Source organism: Bradyrhizobium sp. CIR18, assembly GCF_014198295.1.
GTDB lineage: Bacteria > Pseudomonadota > Alphaproteobacteria > Rhizobiales > Xanthobacteraceae > Bradyrhizobium.
In genome coordinates this window covers 263,274-287,108 of sequence record NZ_JACIHF010000011.1, presented here as the reverse complement: position 1 = coordinate 287,108, position 23,835 = coordinate 263,274, and the positions used below count along the sequence as shown (strand labels likewise).

At 60.9% G+C, this 23,835-nt stretch carries 25 protein-coding genes and 1 pseudogene; 11 read left to right on the top strand and 15 right to left on the bottom strand.

Annotation, left to right across the window (positions count from 1 at the left end):
* The first annotated feature begins 372 nt into the window (after positions 1 to 372).
* The 6 genes from GGD65_RS29325 to GGD65_RS29305 all read left to right on the top strand — a co-directional run bounded on the left by GGD65_RS29325 (position 373) and on the right by GGD65_RS29305 (position 4,198).
* Complete coding sequence (locus tag GGD65_RS29325; RefSeq protein WP_183237441.1) at positions 373 to 1,098, top strand: Crp/Fnr family transcriptional regulator; 726 nt, start codon at positions 373 to 375, stop codon at positions 1,096 to 1,098.
* Positions 1,099 to 1,279: 181 nt separating this feature from the next.
* Positions 1,280 to 2,089: a hypothetical protein gene (locus tag GGD65_RS29320; RefSeq protein ID WP_183237440.1), complete on the top strand. Its 810-nt coding sequence runs from the start codon at positions 1,280 to 1,282 to the stop codon at positions 2,087 to 2,089.
* A gap of 660 nt (positions 2,090 to 2,749) precedes the next feature.
* On the top strand, positions 2,750 to 2,953 hold the full coding sequence (locus GGD65_RS40360) for a hypothetical protein (RefSeq protein ID WP_312014147.1): 204 nt from the start codon (positions 2,750 to 2,752) through the stop codon (positions 2,951 to 2,953).
* A 366-nt stretch (positions 2,954 to 3,319) separates the two neighbouring features.
* Positions 3,320 to 3,694, top strand: coding sequence for a hypothetical protein (locus tag GGD65_RS29315; RefSeq protein ID WP_183237439.1), 375 nt, complete (start codon positions 3,320 to 3,322; stop codon positions 3,692 to 3,694).
* Positions 3,654 to 3,971, top strand: coding sequence for a PilZ domain-containing protein (locus tag GGD65_RS29310; RefSeq protein WP_183237438.1), 318 nt, complete (start codon positions 3,654 to 3,656; stop codon positions 3,969 to 3,971). The genes GGD65_RS29315 and GGD65_RS29310 overlap by 41 nt, the downstream gene beginning before the upstream one ends.
* A 20-nt stretch (positions 3,972 to 3,991) precedes the next feature.
* Positions 3,992 to 4,198 (top strand): hypothetical protein, encoded by a 207-nt coding sequence (locus tag GGD65_RS29305; protein WP_183237437.1) that lies wholly within the window; start codon positions 3,992 to 3,994, stop codon positions 4,196 to 4,198.
* 148 nt (positions 4,199 to 4,346) lie between these two features.
* Here GGD65_RS29305 and GGD65_RS29300 read toward each other — a convergent pair.
* The 7 genes and pseudogenes from GGD65_RS29300 to GGD65_RS29270 all read right to left on the bottom strand — a co-directional run.
* Positions 4,347 to 4,472: pseudogene (locus tag GGD65_RS29300) on the bottom strand (hypothetical protein); the annotation flags it as partial.
* A 101-nt stretch (positions 4,473 to 4,573) separates the two neighbouring features.
* The gene (locus tag GGD65_RS29295) at positions 4,574 to 5,113 is read right to left on the bottom strand and encodes an inositol monophosphatase family protein (RefSeq protein ID WP_312014142.1); all 540 of its coding nucleotides are present in this window, start codon (positions 5,111 to 5,113) and stop codon (positions 4,574 to 4,576) included.
* Between the two features lie 108 nt (positions 5,114 to 5,221).
* The gene (locus GGD65_RS29290; protein WP_183237436.1) at positions 5,222 to 6,199 is read right to left on the bottom strand and encodes an aminotransferase class IV; all 978 of its coding nucleotides are present in this window, start codon (positions 6,197 to 6,199) and stop codon (positions 5,222 to 5,224) included.
* Between the two features lie 46 nt (positions 6,200 to 6,245).
* On the bottom strand, positions 6,246 to 7,511 hold the full coding sequence (locus GGD65_RS29285; protein WP_183237435.1) for an FAD-binding oxidoreductase: 1,266 nt from the start codon (positions 7,509 to 7,511) through the stop codon (positions 6,246 to 6,248).
* Between the two features lie 4 nt (positions 7,512 to 7,515).
* On the bottom strand, positions 7,516 to 9,291 hold the full coding sequence (locus GGD65_RS29280) for an ABC transporter permease subunit (protein WP_312014268.1): 1,776 nt from the start codon (positions 9,289 to 9,291) through the stop codon (positions 7,516 to 7,518).
* Between the two features lie 13 nt (positions 9,292 to 9,304).
* Positions 9,305 to 10,459, bottom strand: coding sequence for an ABC transporter ATP-binding protein (locus GGD65_RS29275; protein ID WP_246783427.1), 1,155 nt, complete (start codon positions 10,457 to 10,459; stop codon positions 9,305 to 9,307).
* A complete protein-coding gene (locus tag GGD65_RS29270; protein ID WP_183237434.1) occupies positions 10,402 to 11,481 on the bottom strand; it encodes an ABC transporter substrate-binding protein in 1,080 nt (359 codons plus the stop codon). Before GGD65_RS29270 ends, GGD65_RS29275 begins: the two co-directional genes overlap by 58 nt.
* Before the next feature lie 109 nt (positions 11,482 to 11,590).
* On the opposite strand from GGD65_RS29270, the gene GGD65_RS29265 reads away from it, so the two are divergent.
* Positions 11,591 to 11,941, top strand: a complete 351-nt coding sequence (locus GGD65_RS29265; RefSeq protein WP_183237433.1) for a RidA family protein — start codon at positions 11,591 to 11,593, stop codon at positions 11,939 to 11,941.
* 6 nt (positions 11,942 to 11,947) lie between these two features.
* Here GGD65_RS29265 and GGD65_RS29260 read toward each other — a convergent pair whose 3' ends face one another.
* The gene (locus tag GGD65_RS29260) at positions 11,948 to 12,664 is read right to left on the bottom strand and encodes a GntR family transcriptional regulator (protein ID WP_183237432.1); all 717 of its coding nucleotides are present in this window, start codon (positions 12,662 to 12,664) and stop codon (positions 11,948 to 11,950) included.
* A gap of 68 nt (positions 12,665 to 12,732) precedes the next feature.
* On the opposite strand from GGD65_RS29260, the gene hisD reads away from it, so the two are divergent.
* Together hisD and GGD65_RS29250 are read left to right on the top strand one after the other, a co-directional pair.
* The gene (hisD, locus tag GGD65_RS29255; protein WP_183237431.1) at positions 12,733 to 14,061 is read left to right on the top strand and encodes a histidinol dehydrogenase; all 1,329 of its coding nucleotides are present in this window, start codon (positions 12,733 to 12,735) and stop codon (positions 14,059 to 14,061) included.
* The gene (locus GGD65_RS29250; protein WP_183237430.1) at positions 14,058 to 14,417 is read left to right on the top strand and encodes a RidA family protein; all 360 of its coding nucleotides are present in this window, start codon (positions 14,058 to 14,060) and stop codon (positions 14,415 to 14,417) included. The genes hisD and GGD65_RS29250 overlap by 4 nt, the downstream gene beginning before the upstream one ends.
* Positions 14,418 to 14,556: 139 nt before the next feature.
* On the opposite strand, the gene GGD65_RS29245 is transcribed toward GGD65_RS29250, so the two are convergent.
* From GGD65_RS29245 to GGD65_RS29215, 7 genes are all read right to left on the bottom strand, one after another.
* On the bottom strand, positions 14,557 to 15,993 hold the full coding sequence (locus tag GGD65_RS29245) for an NAD-dependent succinate-semialdehyde dehydrogenase (RefSeq protein WP_183237429.1): 1,437 nt from the start codon (positions 15,991 to 15,993) through the stop codon (positions 14,557 to 14,559).
* Positions 15,994 to 16,025: 32 nt separating this feature from the next.
* Positions 16,026 to 16,685, bottom strand: coding sequence for an ATP-binding cassette domain-containing protein (locus GGD65_RS29240; RefSeq protein WP_183237428.1), 660 nt, complete (start codon positions 16,683 to 16,685; stop codon positions 16,026 to 16,028).
* Between the two features lies 1 nt (position 16,686).
* The gene (locus GGD65_RS29235; protein ID WP_183237427.1) at positions 16,687 to 17,388 is read right to left on the bottom strand and encodes an ABC transporter ATP-binding protein; all 702 of its coding nucleotides are present in this window, start codon (positions 17,386 to 17,388) and stop codon (positions 16,687 to 16,689) included.
* Positions 17,385 to 18,128, bottom strand: a complete 744-nt coding sequence (locus GGD65_RS29230; RefSeq protein ID WP_183237426.1) for an ABC transporter ATP-binding protein — start codon at positions 18,126 to 18,128, stop codon at positions 17,385 to 17,387. Before GGD65_RS29230 ends, GGD65_RS29235 begins: the two co-directional genes overlap by 4 nt.
* Positions 18,125 to 19,168 carry a branched-chain amino acid ABC transporter permease gene (locus GGD65_RS29225; RefSeq protein WP_183237425.1) on the bottom strand — a complete coding sequence of 348 codons (1,044 nt, stop codon included), beginning with the start codon at positions 19,166 to 19,168 and terminating at the stop codon, positions 18,125 to 18,127. The genes GGD65_RS29230 and GGD65_RS29225 overlap by 4 nt, the downstream gene beginning before the upstream one ends.
* Positions 19,169 to 19,171: 3 nt before the next feature.
* Complete coding sequence (locus GGD65_RS29220) at positions 19,172 to 20,092, bottom strand: branched-chain amino acid ABC transporter permease (RefSeq protein WP_183237424.1); 921 nt, start codon at positions 20,090 to 20,092, stop codon at positions 19,172 to 19,174.
* 91 nt (positions 20,093 to 20,183) lie between these two features.
* Positions 20,184 to 21,428 (bottom strand): ABC transporter substrate-binding protein, encoded by a 1,245-nt coding sequence (locus GGD65_RS29215; RefSeq protein ID WP_183237446.1) that lies wholly within the window; start codon positions 21,426 to 21,428, stop codon positions 20,184 to 20,186.
* A gap of 185 nt (positions 21,429 to 21,613) precedes the next feature.
* Here GGD65_RS29215 and GGD65_RS29210 point away from each other — a divergent pair, with 185 nt between their 5' ends.
* Positions 21,614 to 22,447 carry a MurR/RpiR family transcriptional regulator gene (locus tag GGD65_RS29210; RefSeq protein WP_183237423.1) on the top strand — a complete coding sequence of 278 codons (834 nt, stop codon included), beginning with the start codon at positions 21,614 to 21,616 and terminating at the stop codon, positions 22,445 to 22,447.
* A gap of 22 nt (positions 22,448 to 22,469) precedes the next feature.
* Complete coding sequence (locus GGD65_RS29205) at positions 22,470 to 23,291, top strand: SDR family NAD(P)-dependent oxidoreductase (RefSeq protein ID WP_183237422.1); 822 nt, start codon at positions 22,470 to 22,472, stop codon at positions 23,289 to 23,291.
* Positions 23,292 to 23,835: the final 544 nt, after the last annotated feature.

Below are 23,835 nucleotides of genomic sequence, written 5' to 3'. Positions count from 1 at the left end.
GCCAGCGGTCACGTGAACCGCGCAAACAGGCCGAACACATGGCCGCTCCGACCAACGCCGCAAAGTGAAGATTCTCCTTGCCAACCAGGAGCCGTCCACACATGGCCCATCGCTTCCGTTGGCGCCTCACACGAGCTGTCCGATGCCGGAGGTAAACCGGAAGCGCCTCGGCGGTCGTCGAAACGGCGCTTTTCACCGTTGCGGAAATTCTGGAGTTGGCAGCCACTTAGTCCAAGGTGCCTGCATTTCTTCCAAGGCCTTGATTCTATTGCGTAGGTCGGGACAAACTTGGCCGCGCTTGGTCTCACGCGGCCGCTAGTGCTACCTTTGCTTCAATGGAGGAAAATTCCCTGAACTTCAGGGGGCTACAAAATGTCACTCGAAAGGCTCATCGGCCGCTTGCAAGCTGTTAATGGCCTGTCCCCAATGGAGCGCGACCAACTGTTGAGACTACCCGTTAAGTTGAAGCAGTTCGCTGACGGCGATTACATATTACGCGAGGGCGATACAGCGACTCACTGTGGCGCGGTCGTTAACGGGTATGTTTTTCGCCAAAAGATTGTTGGCAGCCGATCGCAAATTCTCGCATTGTACGTTCCAGGCGATATTCCCGATTTGCATACCCTGCATCTCCCGCGCATGGATCATGATCTTTGCAGCGTGGGTCCCTCGACAGTGGCGTTTATTCCGCACTCGCATCTGCAAAACTTACTGGCATCATCCGCGCCGCTAACTCATGTTTTTTGGCGCGAAACGTTGACCGATGGCGCTGTATTCCGGGAGTGGGTTGCAGCCCTTGGAGCGCGTTCAGCCTTGTCGAGGATCGCGCACCTTCTCTGTGAGCTTGCAGCCCGCCTCGAAGTCGTCGGGCTCATGCGCAACAACAGTTTCGAGTTCCCATTCACACAGCAGAACATGGCGGACGCCTGCGGCCTATCGGTTGTGCATGTCAACCGGATGATCCAGGAACTTCGATCTCGTGATTTGATCGAGTGGGAAAAGCGCGAGGTAATGCTTCTGAATCGTGGAGAACTCGAAGCCCTTGCCGAGTTCAATGCAGATTATTTGCACATCGATGATGGCAAACGCGGAATTTGATCCGTCTCTGGCAGGTACTAATTAGGCCCAGCCGTGGCGACTTCGCACAAAACATAGCGACCTCTAGCTCACTCGCATTGCCCGCCGAAGCGCGCGACGAGGCTAAGAGGCCGACGCGCCGCAAGGCCGACTTGATCACTGACCTCTTTGACGAGGCAGGAATGTCGCCTTCTGGCCCGCAGTGATCGAAGTCAATGTGCCGGATATAGTGACGGAACCATCATTCCAAGTCGGATGGCCCAGAGCAGCCCTTGATCAGATCCGCAGCGTGGAAAGGGCGGGGGCTCCGGATGGTGGAGAAAAGCCAAGTGCATACGTGCTGGTGACTAACCACTCGTTCCACAACAACCTGGACGCAATCGGCAGCAACACTCAGGTGATCGCAGCAGGTTGCCGCATTCCAGACTTTGGACCTGACGTCGGCTTCAACCGCTTAAAGGACGTTCTCGAGTCCCATGAAAGGCATAAGGAAATGCTCGCTCTTCTTGATTCGATGAAAGAGCATTACGAAATCCCTTCCACATTCAATTGCGAAAATCCGGAGTTCGCCTTCGCACCCGAAGATTCGCCGCCACGGCTGCGTTTCGGCGAAGTCTATTCAGTCCCAGATGCGAGAGGAAAAGAAGTCCCGGCTCGGCTCTATGAGGCGATCGTTTTGGAGCACGAGAAGGCTATCATGGGGTGCTATCAGTCTATCGATGGGGGCCAGAACATTATGGTGCGCACGCCAATTACGGATGTAGAACTGGCTGCGTGGAAACGTCATCCCGACACTTTCTTTCGAGAGCGGCGACAGATTCCGAGGCAAGCGACAAACTGGTTAGAGCTGGCATTGTCCTTTTACGAGACCTACAAGTCCACGTCTCGCGAGAAGTTGCTTGAGTGGATGGTAACGGCCGACGACATCGATTATCTCAAGACTCTCTCACAAGCGGACCTTGCAATCCTCTACTGCGAACGCCTCGGCTGGGGGGCGGCAAATAAGCGGTAGACGTTCGGCGGGCCATCGAGTGATGTCATCGCTGCCGTTTTTTCGATCTGAGCTGAAGCAGGGTAACAGTCATCGTATCGTGTTTTGCCCGGTGTGTGGCGCGAGGTGCTGGCGCTGCACCTTGGCGCGACGCTACCAATGATGCCGGGGCCGATCACCTCGTGCTTGGCCAGCTCGCCGAACACTTCGCGAAGGCATCTCGCGCATCGGGAGCAACGCCAAGGCGTTCATCCCCAACGGGTCTCCAGCGTGAGTTATCACCGCGCGCCAGCTTCGCGACAGCTCGACGCAGCTTGATCTCGATGCACCGAGCGCAGATCAGCTCGCCGTCCCCGGCCGGTGGCGCAAGAACGGTCAGCTCTTCGGGCGCGAACTCTTCGTTGCAGTGATCGCATCGGGTGGCTTGGGGCATGCGTGCATTTGTTCATTCAGTTGTGGCGGAGTTCGGTCGGTTCTTACTCCCTGCGCTAAGGCGCGCGCCTCAGTTTGACGATGGTCTGGGCTTTGCATCAGTTCGTTCCAATACCGGAGCGCGGCGAAGCAAAAGTCTCGGGCGTTGCAGATTTACAACCCGCACAGACATTCCAGATACTAAACTCGTCCATTGATACGGCCGAAACATATTTCATGTTTACTTCATACGAACAGCGGGGGCGCAAAGTGTTTGATGTCTATCGCAATGGCAAGCGGGACTTACTCGTTCTAGGCACAGGAGCCGCGATACCCGGCGCTTACTCAGCAAATAGTTGGCGTAAGAGCAGGAAAAGAATTCGCAAAGTAAGCGACGAAATTAGGTCAGCCGTTCAGCGACAAGGATGTTATGTTCGTAGCTTCCGTGTCGCGAAGGAGGGCACGATTAAGTGAGCGCCGTCGGCGACGCTGATGAGCCCATTGCAATGCCTAGAAGATCAGCAGCCACTACCGTCCGCGTCGCCTTCCGCGCAGAGCCGCGAGCCTGGATTATTTGGCAACCCATTGTTCGCCGAATTTCGATACGTTCCCGACGCAACTTGCGTACTACAATACCGGTTGCTTGCAACCTGCTAACTCTTTTTCAACTGCTTTAACTTAAATTCTGTACACGGACAGTTTACAGCCCGGTCGGCGCTGCCATCTTTGCAATGGCAATGCTTGCCCGAGTGTCCCGTTGTACTCGCTTTTTTCATCATCGCTTTTTTGGTTCTTTCGGCACGACAGCGCCGAACCGCATTACAGAGAGATTTGCGACAGATGTCGTCAGTGCTGGAATTTCGACGGCCATACAAGAAAACTGCAACAAGCCCCTCGTGCTATGGACTGCCCGATGTTTTGAGGAACGTCGTCGCTTGGTTGGCGCAGGTTCAAGCTTTCGAAATTCAGACATTAGATGACGCTCGTCAGGCCATCTTCATTCTTGAACTCGCGAATGGCTGCATCCAGTTGATCGTCGGACAGACCCGACTGAATGAGACAACCAGAACGACTTTACTGGCTCAGTCGGCGCGGATCGATCTGCTGATTGCAGAGACGCGCAGAGAGGCAACCTGTTTATTTGAACCAACTGATTTAAAATCGTGGATTGCAGATGACAGAGAACAATCGAAAGGCGCACCGCGTTCGATTTGAACACAAGCACATCGTGAGCATCATGCGTGTTGATGGCACGTGGCGAAGAAGCTGCATTCTCATCGACGCCTCTGCAAGCGGTGCCAAGCTTGAGGTCGAGGGGTCAACGGACCCCCTGAAGGCACAGGAATTCTTCTTGGTTCTGTCGTCCACTGGACTGGCATTTCGGCGCTGCGAGCTGATTTGGGTGGACGGGTCTCACGTCGGAATTCAATTCGTCACAGCAAAGACAAAGGCCAAGGCAAGCCCACAGAAACGTCTTGTCGGCTCACAATGAGACGGGTTGGGATTTACCAAATGACCGCTGAGCAGGATAACAGGCTTGTTGTCGGCAGTCGTTTCAAGATGAGCGACCTGGGGATCGTTCAGTTCCCAAGCTTGGCCCACAAGACCGGCACCATTGTCGAAATAAGTATTCGCACCCCCGGCGTTACGGTGCTGTTCGACGGCGCGGTCAGACCGACCGTCTTAGACCGAAGCTACATATCTGCTCTCTCGAAGTGACGATCTTTATCGACCTATCATGAGCCTCACTGTCCTAATCGAGGTTGCGCTTTTCGCCTCGATCGGAATGTTCTAATAGACGCGCGCGGCGGTTTGGCCGGGAGGACGCCTCAATCCCGGCCAATATTTTCGCAACGTTCGCAACCACGAACTGCCGGTAAATGAGAAGACCCGCGCAGGTCGAGTACAGGATGCCGATAGTCGAGACCTCCGTTGCCGTCGCAACGCCCTCGACGACGGCAGTCCGGATAACGAACGGCAGCGCGATGGATGGCTGGCATCGGCCGCGGTGATGACCAGCACATCGGCATTCGCTAGACGCGGGATGAAGACCCCGGAATGACGGTCGCGGTGCGATTGAAATTAAGCGGATCGTCAAGCCGCTAAGCGATCAAATCCTGACTTTAGATCCCCGTGATAGTGCTCGGGCGACGTCGTATGCAGGATGGCGTTCGACAACGTGCCGACATCGCGCGTGAACAGTCGCTGCCGCCTGCCGTGACGTTCGTACCACGCCCCATCAGTGTCGGCCCAGAAACGCTCGCCCGTGAAGGGCTGGCTCATCAGCCCTAGCTCGGCCCGCCCGTTGACGGTCAGGCCAATCAGCGTGCCCCAAACAGGAAGGCCACAAATGAAGGGACGCGTCCCATCTACCGGATCCAACACCCAGCGGAAAGGACCCGTCCCGATTAGACCGGTTTCTTCACCTAAAATGGCGTGATCCGGATATTTTGCGCCAGTTGCGGCTCGAACGGCAATTTCAGCTTGCCGATCAGCCTCTGTCACCGGGTCGAACGTGTAACCCTCCTTGAACTTTGTATCGATAGCGAGTTCGGTTCGAAAGCGTGGCAGGGTTTCGCGATCGGCGACGTCTGCCAGATGGTGAAGGAAATCGGCACTCGGCAATTGCGGCACAGGATCTCTCCATATCGTGCATTAGTGCGCCCGGGCCACCCGAACGTCGCGATGACTTCTTTCGCTGAAATGCAGCAGAACGCCGGAGTGGCAACCTGACCGGATCAGTTACGGCGCAATGTCGTATCTCACCGGTTCGCCGAGCCAACCGGCAGCCCGCCTCGACCAGTAGGCCCTGTGGAGCTGAACCGTCTTCGGACCGGGTCGACCATCTCCAACAGTCCGTTCGCCGATGGACGTGATCGGGATAATCCCACCAGCGGTGCTGGTGAGGAAGATTTCATTTGATTGCAGGAGCTGCGTCTCGGAGATCGAACCAGCGGCGGCAGCGATTCCCATCTCCTCGCACAACTCCAACGTGGTCCGACGAGTCATGCCATCCAGCACGCCGGTCGATGGCGTCACGAGCCGGCCATCGATATCGGCGAATAAATTGAACCCCGGGCCCTCCGTGATCTTACCGTTCAGATCGACCAGAACGACAGTGTCAGCTCCGGCATCAAACCCGTCGAACAAGCTCATCTCGAAGTCGAGCCAGTGGTAGTGCTTGATGAATGGATCGACTGAGACGGAGGGAACACGCACACGTCTGCTGATGAACAGTGAAAGACCCTTCTGCTGCACTTCGGGCTTCGCAAGCCACATGTACGGTATGCAGAAGGCCTGAAAGCGGTTCTTGCACAGCCTGATATCGCGGCTACCTATCGGCGGCCGCCCGCGCGTCATGATAATCTGAACGTAGGCATCCGAATAGCCACAAATGGCTACGAGCCTGTGGGCGATTTCACGGATGCGTCCGATCGTCTCCGGCGATTCCATTCGCAGTCGCTTCAGAGAGCGCTCAAAACGATCGAGATGATCCTGCAGCCGGAAGAACTGGCCGTTCCACGTCGAGATGGTCTCCTGGCAAGCATCCGATCGCAGAAAGCCCCAGTCGAGCAGCGGCAACGTTGCTTCCTCGATCGGGCAGAACTCGCCGGCAACATAAGCCGCTCCCTTTTCAAAGCGGCTATCGATCGGCCGGCGGTTGGAATGCGGAAGCTGCGGCCAAACCAGCGTTCTCTGATTCGCTTCTTCGGTGGCCATTCACTGTCTCCCTCGGTTTGAATTCCATCGCTGCGAACTTCTTCGATCAGGCAAAGCGTGCCGGCGCATATGGCGTCGGATCGATCGCGGGCTTTTCGCCTGTCATGAGCTGCGCAAGCAGTCGCCCGCTCATGGGCGCACCGGTCAAACCCGAATGTCCGTGCCCGAAGCAAACGTGCAGTCCCTGCTGACCGGTGATCGGGCCGATCACCGGAAGACCGTCCGGCGTTGAGGGACGGTGCCCCATCCAATAGGCTGTCTCGTCATACGTCAGCTGCGGAAACAGGCGCGTGGCAAGCTTGATGAGATTTTCCGCCCGCGGCAACGATGGCGGCGCGTCCAATCCTCCGATCTCGACTGTTCCTGATACGCGCAGACCTTCCGACATCGAGCTGACGCCGAAATAGCTGGTCTTGTTGAGGATCGGCATCCCGAGGCGGACCGAGGGATTGCGCAGCATAACATGATAGCCACGCTCGCTCTCCAATGGAATTCTCACGCCAAGCGGTTCGAGCAATCGCGCGGACCAGGCGCCGGCCGCCACCACGACCAGATCCGCCTGATAGTTGTTGAGATTGGTCATGATGACCCAGCGGCCGGTCTCGTTGCGCCAAAGCTTGACGACGCGCTCCTGCACGAAGTCGCCGCCCTCACCGAGGAATTGGGTCGCCAGGGCACGGATGAGAGCTCCCGGATCCACCGTGTGACCGTTGCCCCGGATGAGCAATCCGTACGACACATCGGACGAGATTCCCGGAAAGAATTGCCGGATCTGATCGATTCCCAGTGTTTCTGCTTCGATTCCCAAATGGGATCGCACATCATCTTCAAGGCTGCGGGGAGGCGCCTCGGTCAGGCCTTCCCAAAGGTAGACTTGGCCATCGCGGCGCGTCAGGCGATTCATCGCATTCGCCCCGACGTTTTCCCGCCAACCCTCAAAAGTCGATTGATGAAGCGCGCGCAAAGCCATCGAAGCATGAAATACGTGGCTACGCGTGCCTGAGAGGAGGTAGCGCAATAGCCACGGCAGAGCCCTTGGGAAGTAGCGTGCCTTCACCGTCAACGGCCCCAGAGGATCGGCGAGCCACCCAGGCACCTTCCAGATCATCCCGGGCTGAGATGTCGGCATTGCGGTGTCGGCCACAAGCATGCCGGAATTCCCGTAAGATGCGCCGGCCGCGGGCTGCCCCTCCTCAACTACGGTGACGGCCAATCCACGTCGCCTGAGCTGAATGGCAGCACTTAACCCGACTGCTCCAGCTCCAATGACGAAAACCGTTCGTTCCGCATGTCGACTTTCTTGCACAGACATTGCTCTAAGCGCTGCGGGCGCGCGAGAGGCGCTCGGCTATCATGACGAATGCCGTGATCAGGACTAGAAGAACGACCGAAACGGCAGCGAGCGTGGGACTCACCTTCAGAAGGGCGTCGTCCCACATTTGCTTTGGAAGCGTTCCGAACAGACCGCCGGTGACGAAGAGAGCCACCGTCAATTCGTCGAAGGAGGTGACGAATGCAAAGAGATAAGCTGCGACCAGCCCATTCCGGATGAGAGGAAGCGTGACGCGGCGAAGCGTGGCGACCCGCCGAGCTCCCATCGTCGACGCAGCTTGCTCGAGGCGCCAGTCATGATGCCGGAGCACGGCCATCACGGTGATCGTCACATAGGGGACCGAGAGGACCGCGTGCCCAAGGATCAAGCCGAAGGTACTTCCGATGAGACCCAGCTGTGCGAAGAGATAGAAGAGCCCGACCGCGGTGACGATACGGGGCACAATCAACGGCGCCAAAATCATCGCGAGCACAGCTGACTTGCCCGGCAGATTGAAGCGATTGAGCGCGAACGCCGCAGGTGTCCCGATCAGGAGCGCCAGCAATGCAGACAGTCCCGCGACCAAAATGGACCGCGTTGCCGCCTGCAGCCATTGCGAAGACTCGGCGATGCCGGCGTACCATTGGAGCGAGAACAATGCCGGCGGCCATTCGATGAAAGCCCCCTTTGAGAATGACACCGGTATCAGAAAGAGTGCGGGTACTGAAAGAAACAGCAGAACAAGAACTCGCGTTCCCTGCCCCAGTGTGGCTGGTCCGCCCTTAATGCCGAGCGCGCCGAGCCATGAGGCCATACCGTCTGAGCAACGCCCAGCCAGCCCGAGGCAGACCTTGCTGATCTTGCTCGAGCCGGTCGAGGAGCGGGAGCTGTCATTCGATTCGCCCGCCAGCGTCGACATGCCGAGTAGGCGGTCATACAGCAAGAAGATTATCAGGGTGGCGATGATTAGCAGTGCCGAGATGGCGCCAGCAAAAGGCCAATTCATCATTTCCTGGATTTGCTGGATGATGAGTTGCCCGATCATCGTCTGCTTTGGCGACCCGAGCAGGGCAGGCGTGATGAAGAAGCCGAGGGCCGAGATAAAGACGAGCAGTCCCGCCGCGGCGACACCTGGGAAGGACAGCGGAAAGTAGATCCGCCAGAACGTCGCTCCTCCGCGCGCTCCCATGATCGAGGCCGCTCGCTCGAGGTCGCGGTTGATCTTCTCCATCACCGGGACGAGCGTCAGGATCGCAAGTGGCATCAAGGCGTGAACCATGCCGACCAGCACGCCCGCCATATTGTAGATCAGGTCCAACGGCGCTTGCGTCAGTCCGAGCCTCAGGAGCGTATCGTTGACCACGCCGGTTCGCCCCAGCAGTACAATCCATGCGAATGTGCGAACGAGGAAGCTGGTCCAAAACGGCAGCAGGACCCAAAGCATCAGACGCGCGCGACCTTGCCCGTCCGCTCGCGCGATCGCGTAGGCGACTGGATAACCCGCAATCAGCGAGACGACGGTCGTCCAGAACGCGATCTGCAGCGTCGTCCAGAGGACGGACACGTACACCGGGCTTCCGAACAGGCGGCTGTACTGGAGGAGAGTGAAGTGGCCTGAACCATCAAACAGGCTGAGTCCCAGGAGCCTGACGACCGGATAAAGGAAGAAACCGCCCAGCAGAACCGCAATTGGGATCAGAAGCACCCAACCGCCGGCGTTCTCGCGACGCGGCGAAATTGTAAGGGGCTCCGATGGGGTTGTTTCGGATAGAATGGTCACAGGCTTCCTCGACTCACGCAGCTTTTGGAAGCACAATTCCTGCGCCGGTTTCCCAGCCGACGCGCACCACTTCGCCCGGCTTGAGCCGGCTGTTCCCAGCCGTCAGGAGGAGAGCTGTCAATCGACCGCCATCTTCGGCGTCGATCGTGACGCGCGTCAGCGCGCCCAGCATCACGCTCTCGCGAATCTTGCCCGTCAACTCGTTGTCCGCGACTTCGGCGCTGGCGAGCAGCCTCAGCCGCTCCGGTCGAATCCCGAGAAGCGCCTCGCCCTGGACCGGACTTCCGTCGACTGCGCATCCATGGAAGGTCGTTCCGACCTTGCTCTTGAGTTCGCGCTCGTGGCCCGCGGAGCTCGTTATCGAGACCGGCAGCAGGTTGGACTCACCGATGAAGTTTGCCGCAAATGCCGTCTGCGGGCGGAAATACAACTCGTCAGGCGAACCGATTTGCTCGATCTGCGCATTGTTCATGAGGCAAATCCGGTCCGAAAGGCCCATGGCCTCATCCTGGTCGTGCGTCACATAAAGAACGGTGATGCCGAGCTCTCGGTGGAGACGACGAATCTCTTCCTGCATCTGCTCGCGCAGCTTCTTGTCGAGCGCACCCAAAGGCTCATCCATCAATATGATCGAGGGCCGATAGACCATCGCACGGGCGAGCGCCACGCGCTGTTGCTGGCCGCCGGACAGACGCGCTGGCAATCGGTCCGCGAGATGACCGAGGCGGACAAGGTCCAGCGTCGCGCGCACGCGTTCCTCGATCTCGGCCTTTCGCAGCTTTCTCATCTCGAGTGGAAACGCCACGTTCTCCGCAACAGACAGATGCGGAAACAGCGCGTAGCTCTGGAACACCATGCCGATGTCCCGATCGTAACTCGGCGCATTTGTGGCTGGCCGACCGTCGATCATCACCTGCCCCGAGGTTGGCATGACCAGCCCTGCTACGATCATGAGCAGGGTGGTCTTTCCCGAGCCGGACGGTCCCAGCAGCGTCAGGAACTCGCCTTCCGCTAGATCGAAAGACGCACCCTGGAGCGCAACGACTGAACCATACGTTTTGCCGACATTGCGCGTCGCGAGCTTGATAGATTTCGCCAAATTGGCTCCCCTCATCCCAGCAGCCAGGCGTTGAAGCGCTCTTGAACCGCGCTTTGCACTCCAGCCCAATACTTCGTGTTGATCTGGACGGCTGTCTTTAAGTTCTCAGGCGAGGTCGGAAGCACCTTGGCGCGCTCGGCGCCGATATACTTGTAGGCGTCGGGGTGGACTGGCCCATAGGAAAGGTCCTTGGTGAACGCCGCCTGGCGTTGGGGATCTCGCGTGAAAGCAATGAATTCGCGGACGAGATCAGCCTTTGGTCCGCCCTTGATGACACAGAATCCCTCCGTCCCAAGAAGACCCTGGTTGAACACCAGTTTCGCCGGCGCTCCCTCATCGACCGCCGCCTGAGCGCGCGCGTTCCACGTTGGGCAGAGATCCACTTCGCGAGTTTTCAGCATCTGCGAGGTCTGAGCGCCGCCAGTCCACCAGATCTGCACGTCCTTCTTCAGGAGATCGAGGCTTTTGAAGGCGCGATCGAGGTCCAGAGGGTAGAGCTGATCGGCAGGAACGCCGTCCGCAAGAAGCGCTTGCTCGAGAGTATCCTGAGGCGCCTTCCGCAACGCGCGGCGGCCCGGAAAGTCCTTCACGTTCCAGAAATCAGCCCACGAGCCAGGAGCCGTCTTTCCAACGAAGGCATCGCCGCGATAAGCGAACACGGTCTGGAGCGCCAGGACCGGCATAAAGCTCGGGGTAACATAGCGCTCCGGAATGCCGCCGGCCGAGGCCCGATGCTCATCGAGAAACATACCGGACTTCGAGTCCATGAGCACATCGTGAGACATGTTGTTCAGAAGAGCGCCGTCCCAGACGTAACTCTTAGTCTCGACCATGCTTTTTATATAGGCAATCGGATCATGCTGGCCGACCACGCCAGCCACTTCGATGCCGGTGGCCTTCTTGAAGGGTTCGTAGAACGCCACGGTGAAGCCGGGAGTGTAAGGGCCACCGGGATCGCGTAGCACGATGCGTCGGTTTTCTTGTGCCCGCAGCCCCCAGATCGAAGGCGCGAACACCGCTCCACCGGCAACAGCCGCCGTTCCCAGAAATGCGCGACGCGACAGAGCGGTCGTAGGCTTAATCCTGCTCATGGGGCCTCCCTCGTCTCGACTCAAAACACCAGTTGGGACATCATTGACATGTCAGTTCTGACATGTCAATGGGCGCGCGGTTTGATTGGCAATCGAAGGAGAATGCCCCATGACGATCCACCGCAGCGGAACCAACAAGCGGCTGAGCAAACTCGTCGTTCACCGTGGAATTGCATATCTGGCGGGACAGGTCGCCGACGACCTGAACGCTCCGGTCGAGGGACAGACCAGGGAGACGCTTGCGAAAATTGACGCGCTGCTCAAGGAAGCGGGCAGCGACAAAACAAAGATCCTGTCGGCGCAGATCTGGCTCGCATCGATGGAAGACGCGCCGAAGATGAATGCGATATGGGAAGAGTGGATGCCGGAAGGCCAGGCGCCGGCGCGTGCCACAGTCGGCGCGTCGCTCGCCTCTCAGCGTCACTTCGTCGAGATCAAGGTGACCGCCGCCATAGATTGAAAGCCATCAAGATCTCGCCGCCGCCAGACGCGCCGGGATCCTGAGCGTCCGTCGACCTGTAATCAGTTCGGGCGCAGCCGCGAAGACTGCCATGACGCGGTCCTGGCTGCGCCTGATCCCGTCGAGCGTGGTTCTATGCGCCGCAGCCCGATCGCCTGCGACAATAGCCTCGATCATCGGACCATGACCGCGCGACCAGTCGTCCGACAACTCCGATTCGCTGGCGGTTAGATATAGAATGCGCAGGGATTCGTCGTGCAGCTTTGCCACGGATTTCGCCAGCCGGGAGCTTCCGCTGGCGTTGGCGATCGCGACATGAAAGTCGCGGTTGGCGAGCAGAAACCGTCGTTTGGCGGAGATGTCGCCCACGCGATAGGGATTGGCGCATGCCTTGTTCAGACGCCTCAGTTTCGCTTCTGAAATGTTACCCGCCGCACGCGCGGCAGACTCCGGCTCGACGATCTCGCGCATGGCGAAGATATCCACCACATCTTCCATCGTCATCGGCGCCACGACATGCCCACTACGCGGCCTGCTCGTAACCCAGCCGTCCTGGCCGAGACGGGACAGCGCGTGCCGCACTGACGCCTTGCCGACACCATAGTGGGCAGCGAGATAGCCCTCGGACAACTCCTCCCCCGGCGGCAGCTCGCAGGAAATGATTGCAAGTTTCAACGTCTCGTAGAACTGGTCCTTGATCTGACCTTCGATCGCCTCGTCCAAGACACGCCCTCGCACCTATTGACATGTCAGATGTGACATGTCAGACAACTGGCCGGAGGATAACCTATATGCCGAAGATTGTGAAGTCAGGACGGGATGCCGGCGCTCAGGCGATCGAGGATGCGAGCATCCGGGCAACGGTTGAAACGCTGTTGGCGGACATTGCTTCGCGAGGGGATGCCGCCGTGCGCGATGCATCGCGCAAGTTCGACGGTTGGGACCGCGCCGATTTCAGGCTTACCGAGAAAGAAATTGCAGACTGCATCAGCCAGTTGTCGCGTCAGGACCTCGATGACATCCGGTTTGCGCAGGAGCAAGTCCGCAACTTCGCCGAAATTCAACGTTCCGCCCTTAAGGATGTCGAGGCGGAGACACTTCCGGGGGTCATCCTTGGTCACAAGAATATCCCGGTCGACGCTGTCGGTTGCTACGTTCCGGGTGGCAAGTACCCCCTGCTCGCTTCGGCCCACATGTCCGTCATTACCGCCAAAGTTGCAGGGGTGAAGCGTGTCCTGACGTGCGCTCCGCCCTATCAAGGTCGTCCAGCCCCAGCGATCGTGGCAGCTCAGAAGCTTGCAGGCGCCGATGAAGTATATTGTCTTGGTGGCGTTCAGGCAGTCGGCGCAATGGCACTCGGCACTGAATCCATTCCGGCCGCCGACATGCTGGTTGGACCGGGCAACGCATACGTTGCGGAAGCGAAACGGCAGCTGTTTGGTCGCGTCGGCATCGATTTGTTCGCCGGACCGACTGAAACCCTGGTAATTGCCGACGATTCAATCGATGGTGAATTGTGCGCCACCGACCTGCTGGGCCAGGCCGAACATGGACCCGATTCCCCGGCAATTCTTCTGACAACTTCTGAGAAGTTGGCAAAGGACACGATCTCAGAGATCGAGAGACTGCTCGGCATTCTGCCGACGGCGACTATCGCCCGGAAAGCTTGGGAGGCACATGGGGAGGTGATCGTTTGCGCAGATGACGCCGAGATGGTGCGAGAAGCCAATCGTATCGCATCTGAGCACGTCCAGGTCATGACGCGCGATCCCGATTACTTCCTGGAGCACCTCACCAATTACGGCTCACTCTTCCTCGGGCCGCGCACGAACGTCGCGTTTGGCGACAAGGTCATCGGGACAAACCACACGCTGCCGACAAGGACCGCCGCTCGCTACACCGGTGGTCTTTGGGTAGGGAAGTTCCTGAAGACCGTGACGTATCAGCGCGTCATTACTGACAAGGCCGCGGCAGAGGTGGGCGCCTATTGCTCGCGGCTCTGCAATCTCGAAGGGTTTGTCGGTCACGCTGAGCAGGCCAATATCCGAGTGCGCCGTTATGGCGGAAAGAACGTGCCCTATGGCGCGTCCGTGGCTGCGTCATCATCGGTGGCACAATGATCAAGCGCACCCTGCCATACGAAGCACTGCTCCACGAAGTTGTTGAGCATAACGGCGTGCTCTACATCGGCGGAATCGTCGCGGAGGACACGACCCTGGAAATGGCCGGCCAGGCAGAAGACGTGCTGGGCCAACTGTCACGTCTACTCCAGAAAGTCGGATCTAACCTGTCCAACGTCTTGCAGGTGACTATCTATCTGACGGATCCCGGCGAGAAGGCTGCTCTCAACTCCGCCTGGACCGCGCATTTCGCACCCGCTCAGCTGCCTGCGCGCGCCGTGATCGGCGTCGCTGATCTTGGTGCTGGAGTCAAATTAGAACTGACGGCGATTGCGGCTGGTAAATCTTTCTCCTGAGAGCCGCTACGCGCTCGCATTGGCATCGCGACTTGCATTGGTCTCGTCAGACGGCACCGCGAATGTACTGGGCGAGGCTAATTAAGAGGCCTCGCCGTTTTAGCTAAATGCGCATTGCCACCGATAGCGGCGATTTTACTCACACACCGCTCTGCGTGATGAACTTAGTATTGAAATAGCCCTCCATCGCCTCGGTGCCGCCTTCCGAGCCGTAGCCGGAATCCTTAATGCCGCCGAACGGAACTTCCGGCAGCGCGAGACCGAAACTGTTGATCGACATCATGCCGGCTTCGACTGCAGAGCCGATCGCGGTCGCGGTCTTGGCCGATGAAGTAAAGGCGTAGGACGCGAGGCCAAACGGCAGGCGATTGGCTTCCTCAACCACCTCGTCGAAGGTCGAGAAGCGCGAGATCAGCGCCAGCGGGCCGAACGGCTCCTCGTTCATGGCGCGGGCGTCCTTCGGCACATCGCTGACGACGGTCGGCTCGAAGAAATAGCCTTTGTTGCCGACGCGCTTGCCGCCGGTCTCGAGCTTGGCGCCCCTGCCGACGGCGTCCTGCACCATGCCTTCGATCGCGGTGACCCGGCGCGGATTGGCGAGCGAGCCCATCTTGGACTCGGGGTCGAGGCCGTTGCCGACCTTGAATGCCCTGGCACCGTCCACGAACTTGTCGACGAACTCCTTGAAGACGTCGTCGTGCACCAGCATGCGGGTCGGCGAGATGCAGACCTGGCCCGCGTTGCGATATTTCGCGGCCGACAGTATCTTCGCAGCTGACGCGACGTCAGCGTCCTTGAACACGATCGCCGGCGCGTGGCCGCCAAGCTCCATGGTGGCGCGCTTCATGTGCAGGCCGGCGAGCGCGTTGAGCTGCTTGCCGACGCTGGTCGAGCCCGTGAACGAGATCTTGCGGATCACCGGATGCGGGATGAAATATTCGGAGATCTCTGCCGGCACGCCATAGACGAGGTTGATGACGCCGTCGGGCACGCCGGCATCCGCGAAGGCGCGGATCAGCTGCGCGGGCGAGGCCGGGGTCTCCTCCGGCGCCTTGACGATAATCGAGCAGCCGGCGGCAAGCGCGGCCGAGAGCTTGCGCACGACCTGGTTGATCGGGAAGTTCCAGGGCGTGAACGCCGCGACCGGCCCGACCGGCTCCTTGATCGCGAGCTGGTAGATGCCCGGTCCGCGCGCCGGGATCACGCGGCCATAGGCACGCTTGGCCTCTTCGGCAAACCACTCGATCACGTCGGCGGCGGCCATCGCTTCCATCCTGGCTTCGCCGAGCGTCTTGCCCTGCTCCATCGTCAGCAGCGGCGCGATCTCGTCGTTACGCTCGCGCATGATCGCCGCGGCCTTGCGCATGATGCGGCAGCGCTCGAAGGGGGCGACATTGCGCCAGACCTTGAAGCCGGCTGCGGCCGCAGCGAGTGCCTCGTCGAGGTCGGCCGTGTCGGCGTGGGCGACGGTGCCGATCACCTCTTCGGTCGCGGGGTTGACGACCTCGATGACCTTGCCCGACTGGGCCGGACGCCATTTGCCGCCGATGAAAAGCTGGGTGCTCGAGTAAGCCAAGTGTCTCTCCCCTTGATCGCTTCCATATTGCTTCAATGCGTGGACGGCCGGGCCGCCGCGACGATGGCATCGGCGGCACGGGTCATCTCTGGTCCGAGATAAGAGCGGAAGCGCGGCTCAGCGGCAAGGGCGCGGAAATCCGCCATGCGCCTCACCCCACCGTCGGCCACGAACAGGAATTGCTCCGCGATCTCGGCCAGGATGTCCAGGTGCCAGCTCGCCGTCGGGTGCATGCAGAGGATGACGAGCCTGCCCTCGTCACGCAGCTTGCGGAAGAAATCGAGCATGAAACCGATATAGCCGTCCTGCAGGTTGAATTGCGGCTCGTCGAACAGATGCACCAGGGGCGTCCGGGTCGGCGACGGCGCCAGCAAGGCCGACGGCACCCGCTTGCGAAAGCGCCGGACCTGGTAGGATTGGTGATAGTGGATCGCGAGCCGGTCGCGCTCCCGGTATTTGACGCCGTGGATATCGGTACCGGCAACCAGCACGCGGCCTGAGGTGGGCGCATTGGAGCCCGTCATCATCTCGAACAGCGTGGTCTTGCCGGCTCCGTTCGGCCCCACGACGCCGACGATGCCCGGCTCGTCCAGCGACAGATTTGCTTCGAGCGTGAAGGTGAGGCGTCGGATGACGCGGCCTCTGGTGTAGACCTTGCGGATATCATCGAGAACGAGCAGCGGCGCGGACACTCTATTGCACTCCCAGCAAGCGCTGACGAAGCCCGCGATCATCGCGGAGCGTGGCGGCCTCCCCGGTCCAGACGATCCGGCCGCGGTCGATCACCGCGGCATGGTCGGCGACCGACAGCGCGATCTCGGCATTCTGCTCGACGACCAGCGAGGCGATGCCCTCGTCCTTCATCCGCAGAATCGTCGCGAGCACGTCGCCAACGATCTTCGGCGCCAGCCCCTGGCTCGGCTCGTCAAACAGCACCAGCCCGGGCGAGCCGACCAGCGCGCGAGCGATCGCCACCATCTGCATCTCGCCGCCCGACAGATTCTCGCAGTCTCGCTCCATCAGATATTCGAGCGGCGAGAAGATTGCGGCGGCCTCCTTGACGGACCAGTTGCGGAAGCGCGTGCGCTTCTGCGCGATCGACAGATTGCGCGCCACTGACAGGGTTGGGCACAGCCGCCGGTCGTCGGGCACCCAGCCGATGCCGGCGCGCGCGATTTCATGAGTCGGGTTGCGCGTAACGTCGTACCCGTCGAAGCGCACCGCGCCACGGCGCGGCCGCGTCAGCCCGAGGATCGAGCGCAGCATGGTGGTCTTGCCGGCGCCGTTGGGCCCGAGCAGCGCAAAGACCTTTGCCTGCTCGATGGCGAGCGAGGCGCCGAACAGCGCCTGGGTCTCGCCGTAGAACGTATCGAGCCCGTCCACTTCGAGGATCATGCGAATTTCCCGAGATTGGAGCGCCGGACCCATTCGTTCTGCTGCAGTTCATGGGGCGTGCCGCGCGCCACCACCTGGCCCCAGTGGATGACGGAGATGCGGTCAGCGAGCGAGAACAGGAACTCCATGTCGTGCTCGATCGCAACGATAGTGAGCTTGCCCTTCAGACGTGCGACGAGGGCAGCCAGCCGCTGCACGCCGTCTGAGCCGAGGCCGGAGGTCGGCTCGTCCAGGCACAGCACCCGCGGCGCCTGTGCCAGCGCGACCGCTATCTCGAGCGCGCGGCGGTCGCCGTAGGAGAGATCCCTGGCGCGGACATCGCCCTTGTCCGCAAGCCCGACGGCGGCGAGCGCTTCGCTCGCTTGATCGGCGAAACTGCAATCGCCGGCCGCGGCGCGCGCGACGTCGAGCCCCCGCGCGCGAAACGCCGGCAGGCCGACCACGACGTTGTCGCGCGCGGAAAATTCGTCGAACAGCGTCATGATCTGGAACGAGCGGGCAATGCCCTTGGCCGCGATGCGATGCGGGCTCAGGCCCGTGACGTCCTCGCCGCCGAGCCGGATCGAGCCGCGACTCGGTTTCACCCGGCCGGTGAGGACGTTGAAGAATGTGGTCTTGCCAGCGCCATTCGGCCCCATCACGCCGTGGAATTCACCCTCCCCGACGTCGAGATCGATGCTCTCCAGCACCACGCGATCGCCGAAGCGGACATGCACGCCCGCGGCCTCGATCATGCTCATCGCCCGCCTCCGACCAGGAGCCGCATGGCCGACGTCCCCCGCCGCCTGAGAGCGTTGAGGGAATGCTGGCGCACGGCCGCCGAGAGCGCCCCGGCGATGCCCTCGGGGCGGAACAGCACTATCGCCATGAACAGAAGGCCGAAATAGAGCATCCAGGCATTGGTCAGCGCGCCAATGACGTCGCGGGCGGTGAGGAAAAGGAATACTCCGATCACTGGACCCCAGAAGCTGACTAGGCCACCGCCGACCAGCGTCATCATCACGACGTAGCCGGACTGATGCAGGCTCATGACATCAGGGAATGCGGCGAGCTGCGCCATCGCGAACAGGCCGCCGGCAAAGCCTGACAGCGCAGCCGACAGGGTGAAGACCGAAGCCTTGTAGAGCCACACATTGTAGCCGAGATGCGCGGCGCGAACCTCGCTCTGACGGATGGCCGCAACCACGCGGCCATAGGGCGAATGCACCAGGCGCCACATCACCGCGACGGCGACCGCGAACACCGCGAGCACGAAATAGAAGAATGCGACATTATCTGTGAGATCGAACGACAACAGGCCAAAATCCGCCGGCAGACGCTTGATCTTGAGCAGCCCGTCCTCGCCGCCGGTGACTCGGTGCGACTTGATCGCAAGCGTCCAGAAAATCTGGCCGAAGGCGATCGTCATGAAGGCGTAATAGATACCTCGCCGGTGCGAGATGAACAGCGCCACCAGCGCGCCGGCGAGCCCCGCGACAACGGCCGCCGCGGCAAGACAAACCCAGAGATTCGCGACGACATCGAACTGGCAGAGCCCGAAGGCATAGGCACCGATGCCGAAATAGGCGCCGTGGCCGAACGACGGCAGCCCGGCCGTACCCAGCACCAGGTTGAAGGCCAGCGCATAGAGCGACCAGATCAGGATCTCAATGCCGAGATAGGGATAAAGCCCGATACGCGTGATCCAGAGCGGCACCGTCGCCAGCACCAGCCAGAGCACCAGCATCGTCGGCGTGAGCAGACGCGCAGCGTCGGATGAGGTCGTCGAGCCCACAATCATTCCCTAGACCTCGAGCACGCTCTGCTTGCCCCAGAGGCCGCGCGCGCGGAACGTCACGACGGCAACGAGCAGGATGTACATGGATAGCAGCGACCATTCGGACGCATAGGCGCCGGCGAGGCCGACGCAGAGCCCGACCAGGAGACCGGCGACGACAGCGCCCCAAAAGCTTCCAACGCCGCCGAGTACGATGACGAGGAAGGCGGGGATGACGGCGTCGACGCCCATATGCGGGCGGATGCCCCAGATCGGCGCGACGATGATGCCGGCGATCGCCGCCAGCATGGTGCCGAACACGAACACCAGCAGCCGCAGCCGCGACAGATTGATGCCGAGCGCGCGCACGATCTCGCTATCATGGGCGCCCGCTTTCACAGTCGCGCCGAACGAGGTCTTTTCGATCAGGACCCAGACCAGAGCGATGATCCCGACCGCGATGCCGGCTGCGTAGAAGCGATAGCTCGACCAGATCAGGTCGCCGAACAGGAAGCCGCCATTGATGGCCGACGGCACCTGCAGCACATAGTCGCGCGTGCCCCAGACCAGGCGGATCAGTTCCTCGATCACCATCGCCGCGCCGAAGGTCAGCAACAGGCCGTACAGCGGGTCCTTGCCATAGGTCCGCCGCATGCAGACCTCGATCAGCATGCCGACGAGGCTCACAATGACGGGCGCAATGACGAGCGTTGCGGCATAGCGCCAGCCGAGCGGCAGCGCGAGCCACAATTTCGCAAGATCGGGCGGCAAAGGCGGGCGCGGCCCGGTGAGCTGCATCGCGACATAGGCGCCGAGCGCGAACAACGAGCCGTGCGCCAGATTGATCTGCTCCATCAGCCCGACGATGAGCATGAAGCCGAGCGCGATCAGCGCGAACAACAGGCCGAGAGTCAGGCCGTTCACGAGATGCGGAAGGAGGTCGAGCAAGGTATTTGGTCTCGCAATTGTCATTCCAAGGCGGGCGCGGGTGACGCCGTGCTGGTGGCGCCACCGCTTCTATCGATATGACGACCCTTGTTCAGGAATCGACGGTCGGCACCTGTTCATAGGGCGTGAGCTTGCACTTGGTGGGCGCGGCGTCATCGGCGGCCGATTTCGGTTCGGTCCAGCTGATGATCTCGTAGAGATCGGTATTGTCCGACAGCTTGGCGTTGCGCCGCGCCAGATAGATCGTCTGCTGCATCTGATGCGTCACCGGATCCATGTAGGCATCGAAATGCTGCATGCGGTCGGTCGCCGAGACTTTCAGGTTCTCGAGCTCCTTGATGATCTTGACGTTGTTGGTCGACCCTGCCCGCTCGATCGCCCGGAGCAGCTCACGCGTCGACATGTATCCGTTGTAGGAGACATTGCCGGGCACCGGGATCGGTCCGTCCTTGTTGGCGGCCTGCCACTTCTTCACGAAGTCGGCGACGCCGGGCAGCTGCAGCTTGTGGTACCAGGTCGTGCCGAACACGCCGAACAGGCTATCGGGCGCGCCCCAGACGTCGGGCCAGTCCTGCTGGTTGTTGATCCAGGCCGGCTTGCCGTCGAGCTTGAGCTGCGCCACCTGCTCGCGCAGCGCCTTGATGTCGTCACCGCCGATCGCAGTCGCCACAACGTCGGGTTTGGCTTGCTGGATCTTCAGCAGATAGGCGGTGAAGTCGCGCGTGTTCTGCGGCACCAGGAGATTGTCGATGATCTTGCCGCCCGCAGCCTCGACCTGCGCCTTGGTCGCGGCGGAGGTCGTGTGGCCCCAGACATAGTCGTTGGTCAGCAGCATCCAGTTCTTGCCGATGGAATCGACCGCGTTCTTGACCGATGCCTTGGAGAAATTGGTGCCGTTGCCGTCCCAGACGAACTTGACGCGCGAGCAGTTCTCGCCGGCTTCGCTCGGCGCCGAGGAGTTCGTGTTCAGATAGATCACGCCGTATTTGCTGGCGACCTGGGTGATGGCGTTGGCGACGCCAGAATGCAGCGCGCCGATCAGGATGGTGCAGTCCTCGCGGGTGATGAAGCGTTCGGCGACGCGGCTGCCGGTGGCCGGCGTGGTTTCGGTGTCTGCGGTGACGAAACTGACCTGACGGCCGAGCACGCCGCCTTTGGCGTTGAACTCGTCGATCGCCATCTTGATGCCGCGCAAATCATCCTGGCCGCTGTTGCCGTATTGACCGCTGGCATCGCAGGTCAGGCCGAGCTTGATCGGCTTCGCGCCTTCCGCCCAGACGTGGTTCTCCCGCCATGGCCCGAAGAAGCCGCCGGTGCCGGCGAGGACACTGGCCATCAAGCTGCCTTTCAAAACGCTTCGCCGTGAGATCTGACGCACTCTCATCGCTTCCTCCCGTTTCGACGTTCTTGCTCTTTTTTGTGTGCTTAGAATATTCATTCCACTGGTTAAGTAAAGTAGAATATTTGATCCAAGCCGTGAAATGCCGTTAAACAGGTTTGCCGATCCGGAGACCCGACTCGATGAACAAGGCCCAGGGAGTGACGAGTTACGACGAGCTGCGCGGCGAGATTGCGCAGCGGCACCGCGCCTTGTCGGGCCGGCTGCAACAGATCGCGGAGTTCGTGCTCGATCACCCGACCGATGTCGCGCTCGGCACCGTGGCGGAGGTCGCGCAGCGCTCGGGCGTGCCGCCCTCGGCGATCGTGCGCTTTGCCCATGCGCTCGGATTCGGCGGCTTCACCGAGATGCAGCAGGTGTTCCGCTCCCGCCTCGTCGCCGGCGTTGCTCCCAGCTACAAGGCGCGGCTCGCGCGCATGAAGAGCGAGGAGAAATCAGTGCTCGGCCGCCAGCCCGCCGCGGTGCTGTCACGCTTCGTCTCAGAAGCGCAATCGGCGCTGATGACGCTCAGTCAGTCCGTGCACACGCGCGACCTCGAGGCAGCGACGGCGATCCTCGCGAAAGCCCGCGACATCTATCTGCTCGGCCTCGGCGGCTCGTTTCCGGTCGCGATCCACCTCGCCTATGTCTTGCGCAAGCTCGGACGGCGCGTCGTGCTGCTGGACGGCGTCGGCGGCAGCATTCATGAGCAGTCGCACGCGGCGACTGCGGACGATGCGCTGGTCGCCATCAGCTTCCGAAACTACTATCCCGACACGGCACGGCTGTTCCCGGAGCTCGTCGCGCGGGGCGTGCCTACAATCTCCATAACCGACAGCCTGCTGAGCCCGATCGTCGAGAGCGCCAGCGTGGTATTCGAGATCCAGGACATGCCCGAGCCGGCGCTGCGGACGCTGGTGGCGCCGATGTGCCTGGTGCAGGCGCTGGCGATCGGCCTTGATCTCGCGGGAGATTAGGCTTTCAAGACGGGAGAAGATCATGGTTGCACATGACGCGAAAGTATTGGCAGGCCAAGTAGCGCTGGTGACCGGCGCGGGGCGCGGACTCGGCCGCGCCTTTGCAGAGAAGCTCGCAGCCCTCGGCGCCGACGTCGCCATTCACGGCATGCGCGAGAACGGCCCGGCGGAATATGGCGAGGGCACCACCCTCACCGCCGTCGCCGCGGAAGTCAGCCGGCAATTCGGCGTACGCAGCCAGCGTATGCTGGGCGATCTCACCAAGGGCGAGGACATTGCGCGCGTGATCGCCGAGACAGAAAGCGCGCTCGGCCCGATCGATATCCTCGTGCACAATGCCGGCGGCGATATCGCGGCTGCCGGCGGCAAGCCCGATCCGAACGACGCCGTCAACATCAAAGAAGCCGACGTGCGCGCGGTGCTCGAGCGCAATTTGCTCTCGATCATCCTGACCTGCCAGGCGGTCGCAAAGGGCATGATGGAGCGGCGGCGCGGCCGCATTGTCACGCTCGGCTCGGTCGCCGCCTTCAAGGGGCGCACCAACGGCTCGATCTATGCGGTGGCGAAAGCGGGCGTCACCCATTACACGCGCTGCCTCGCCGACCAGCTCCGCGCCTACGACATCGCTGTCAACTGCATCGCGCCCGGCGACACCCGCACCGGCCGCTTCCTCGGCACGCGCGCAGTCGATCCTGACAGGATGGTCGAGACCGGCACGCTCGATCGTATCGCGACCGTCGACGAGGTCGCGCGCGTGGTCGAGTTGTTCGCCGGGCCGATGGGCGCCTTCATCTCTGGTCAGGTGCTGCGCATCGACGGTGGCGGGCAGGCGTGGCCGGCGTGAGCACGTGCAACCTCGATGCTCTCGGCGATTCGCCCACTGCGTGGCAGAGCATCAGCGTGTATGGCGCCAAGGCGCTGCCATCGAGCGTACCAGATCGATCTAAGTCGTAGTACTGGTCGGCTTCCTGCGGCGCGCCGGTTTCCGACGCCACCGCTCTTCGGACATCGCTTCGAATGAGGACTTGCCGGTGCTTGCCCCTGATGGATTTCTGCTTGATTTCCCGGTGAACACGCTGTGCACATGCGCTAACCGACTGAAAAATTTGAACTCTCGATCCAATCCATCATTGGAGAGTTCGAGCTGACTCCAGCAATCGATGTTCGATTGCAGCCAATTACCGGAAAGGTCGTCCACCACCTTCGGTGAAGAAGAAAGCTAGTGGTGCGTGTCCGGCATAGCCAAGGCCGGCGCATATTTTGCTTCGTTCAACGTTTTAAGACGCGCTCGAAGTGTGTGCTGGTGTTCCTTACAGGGGAATCTGACGTGGTGCCGCGAAGTTCGCAATGCACCTCCGCACAATGGGCTGCCACGCTGACGATGATTT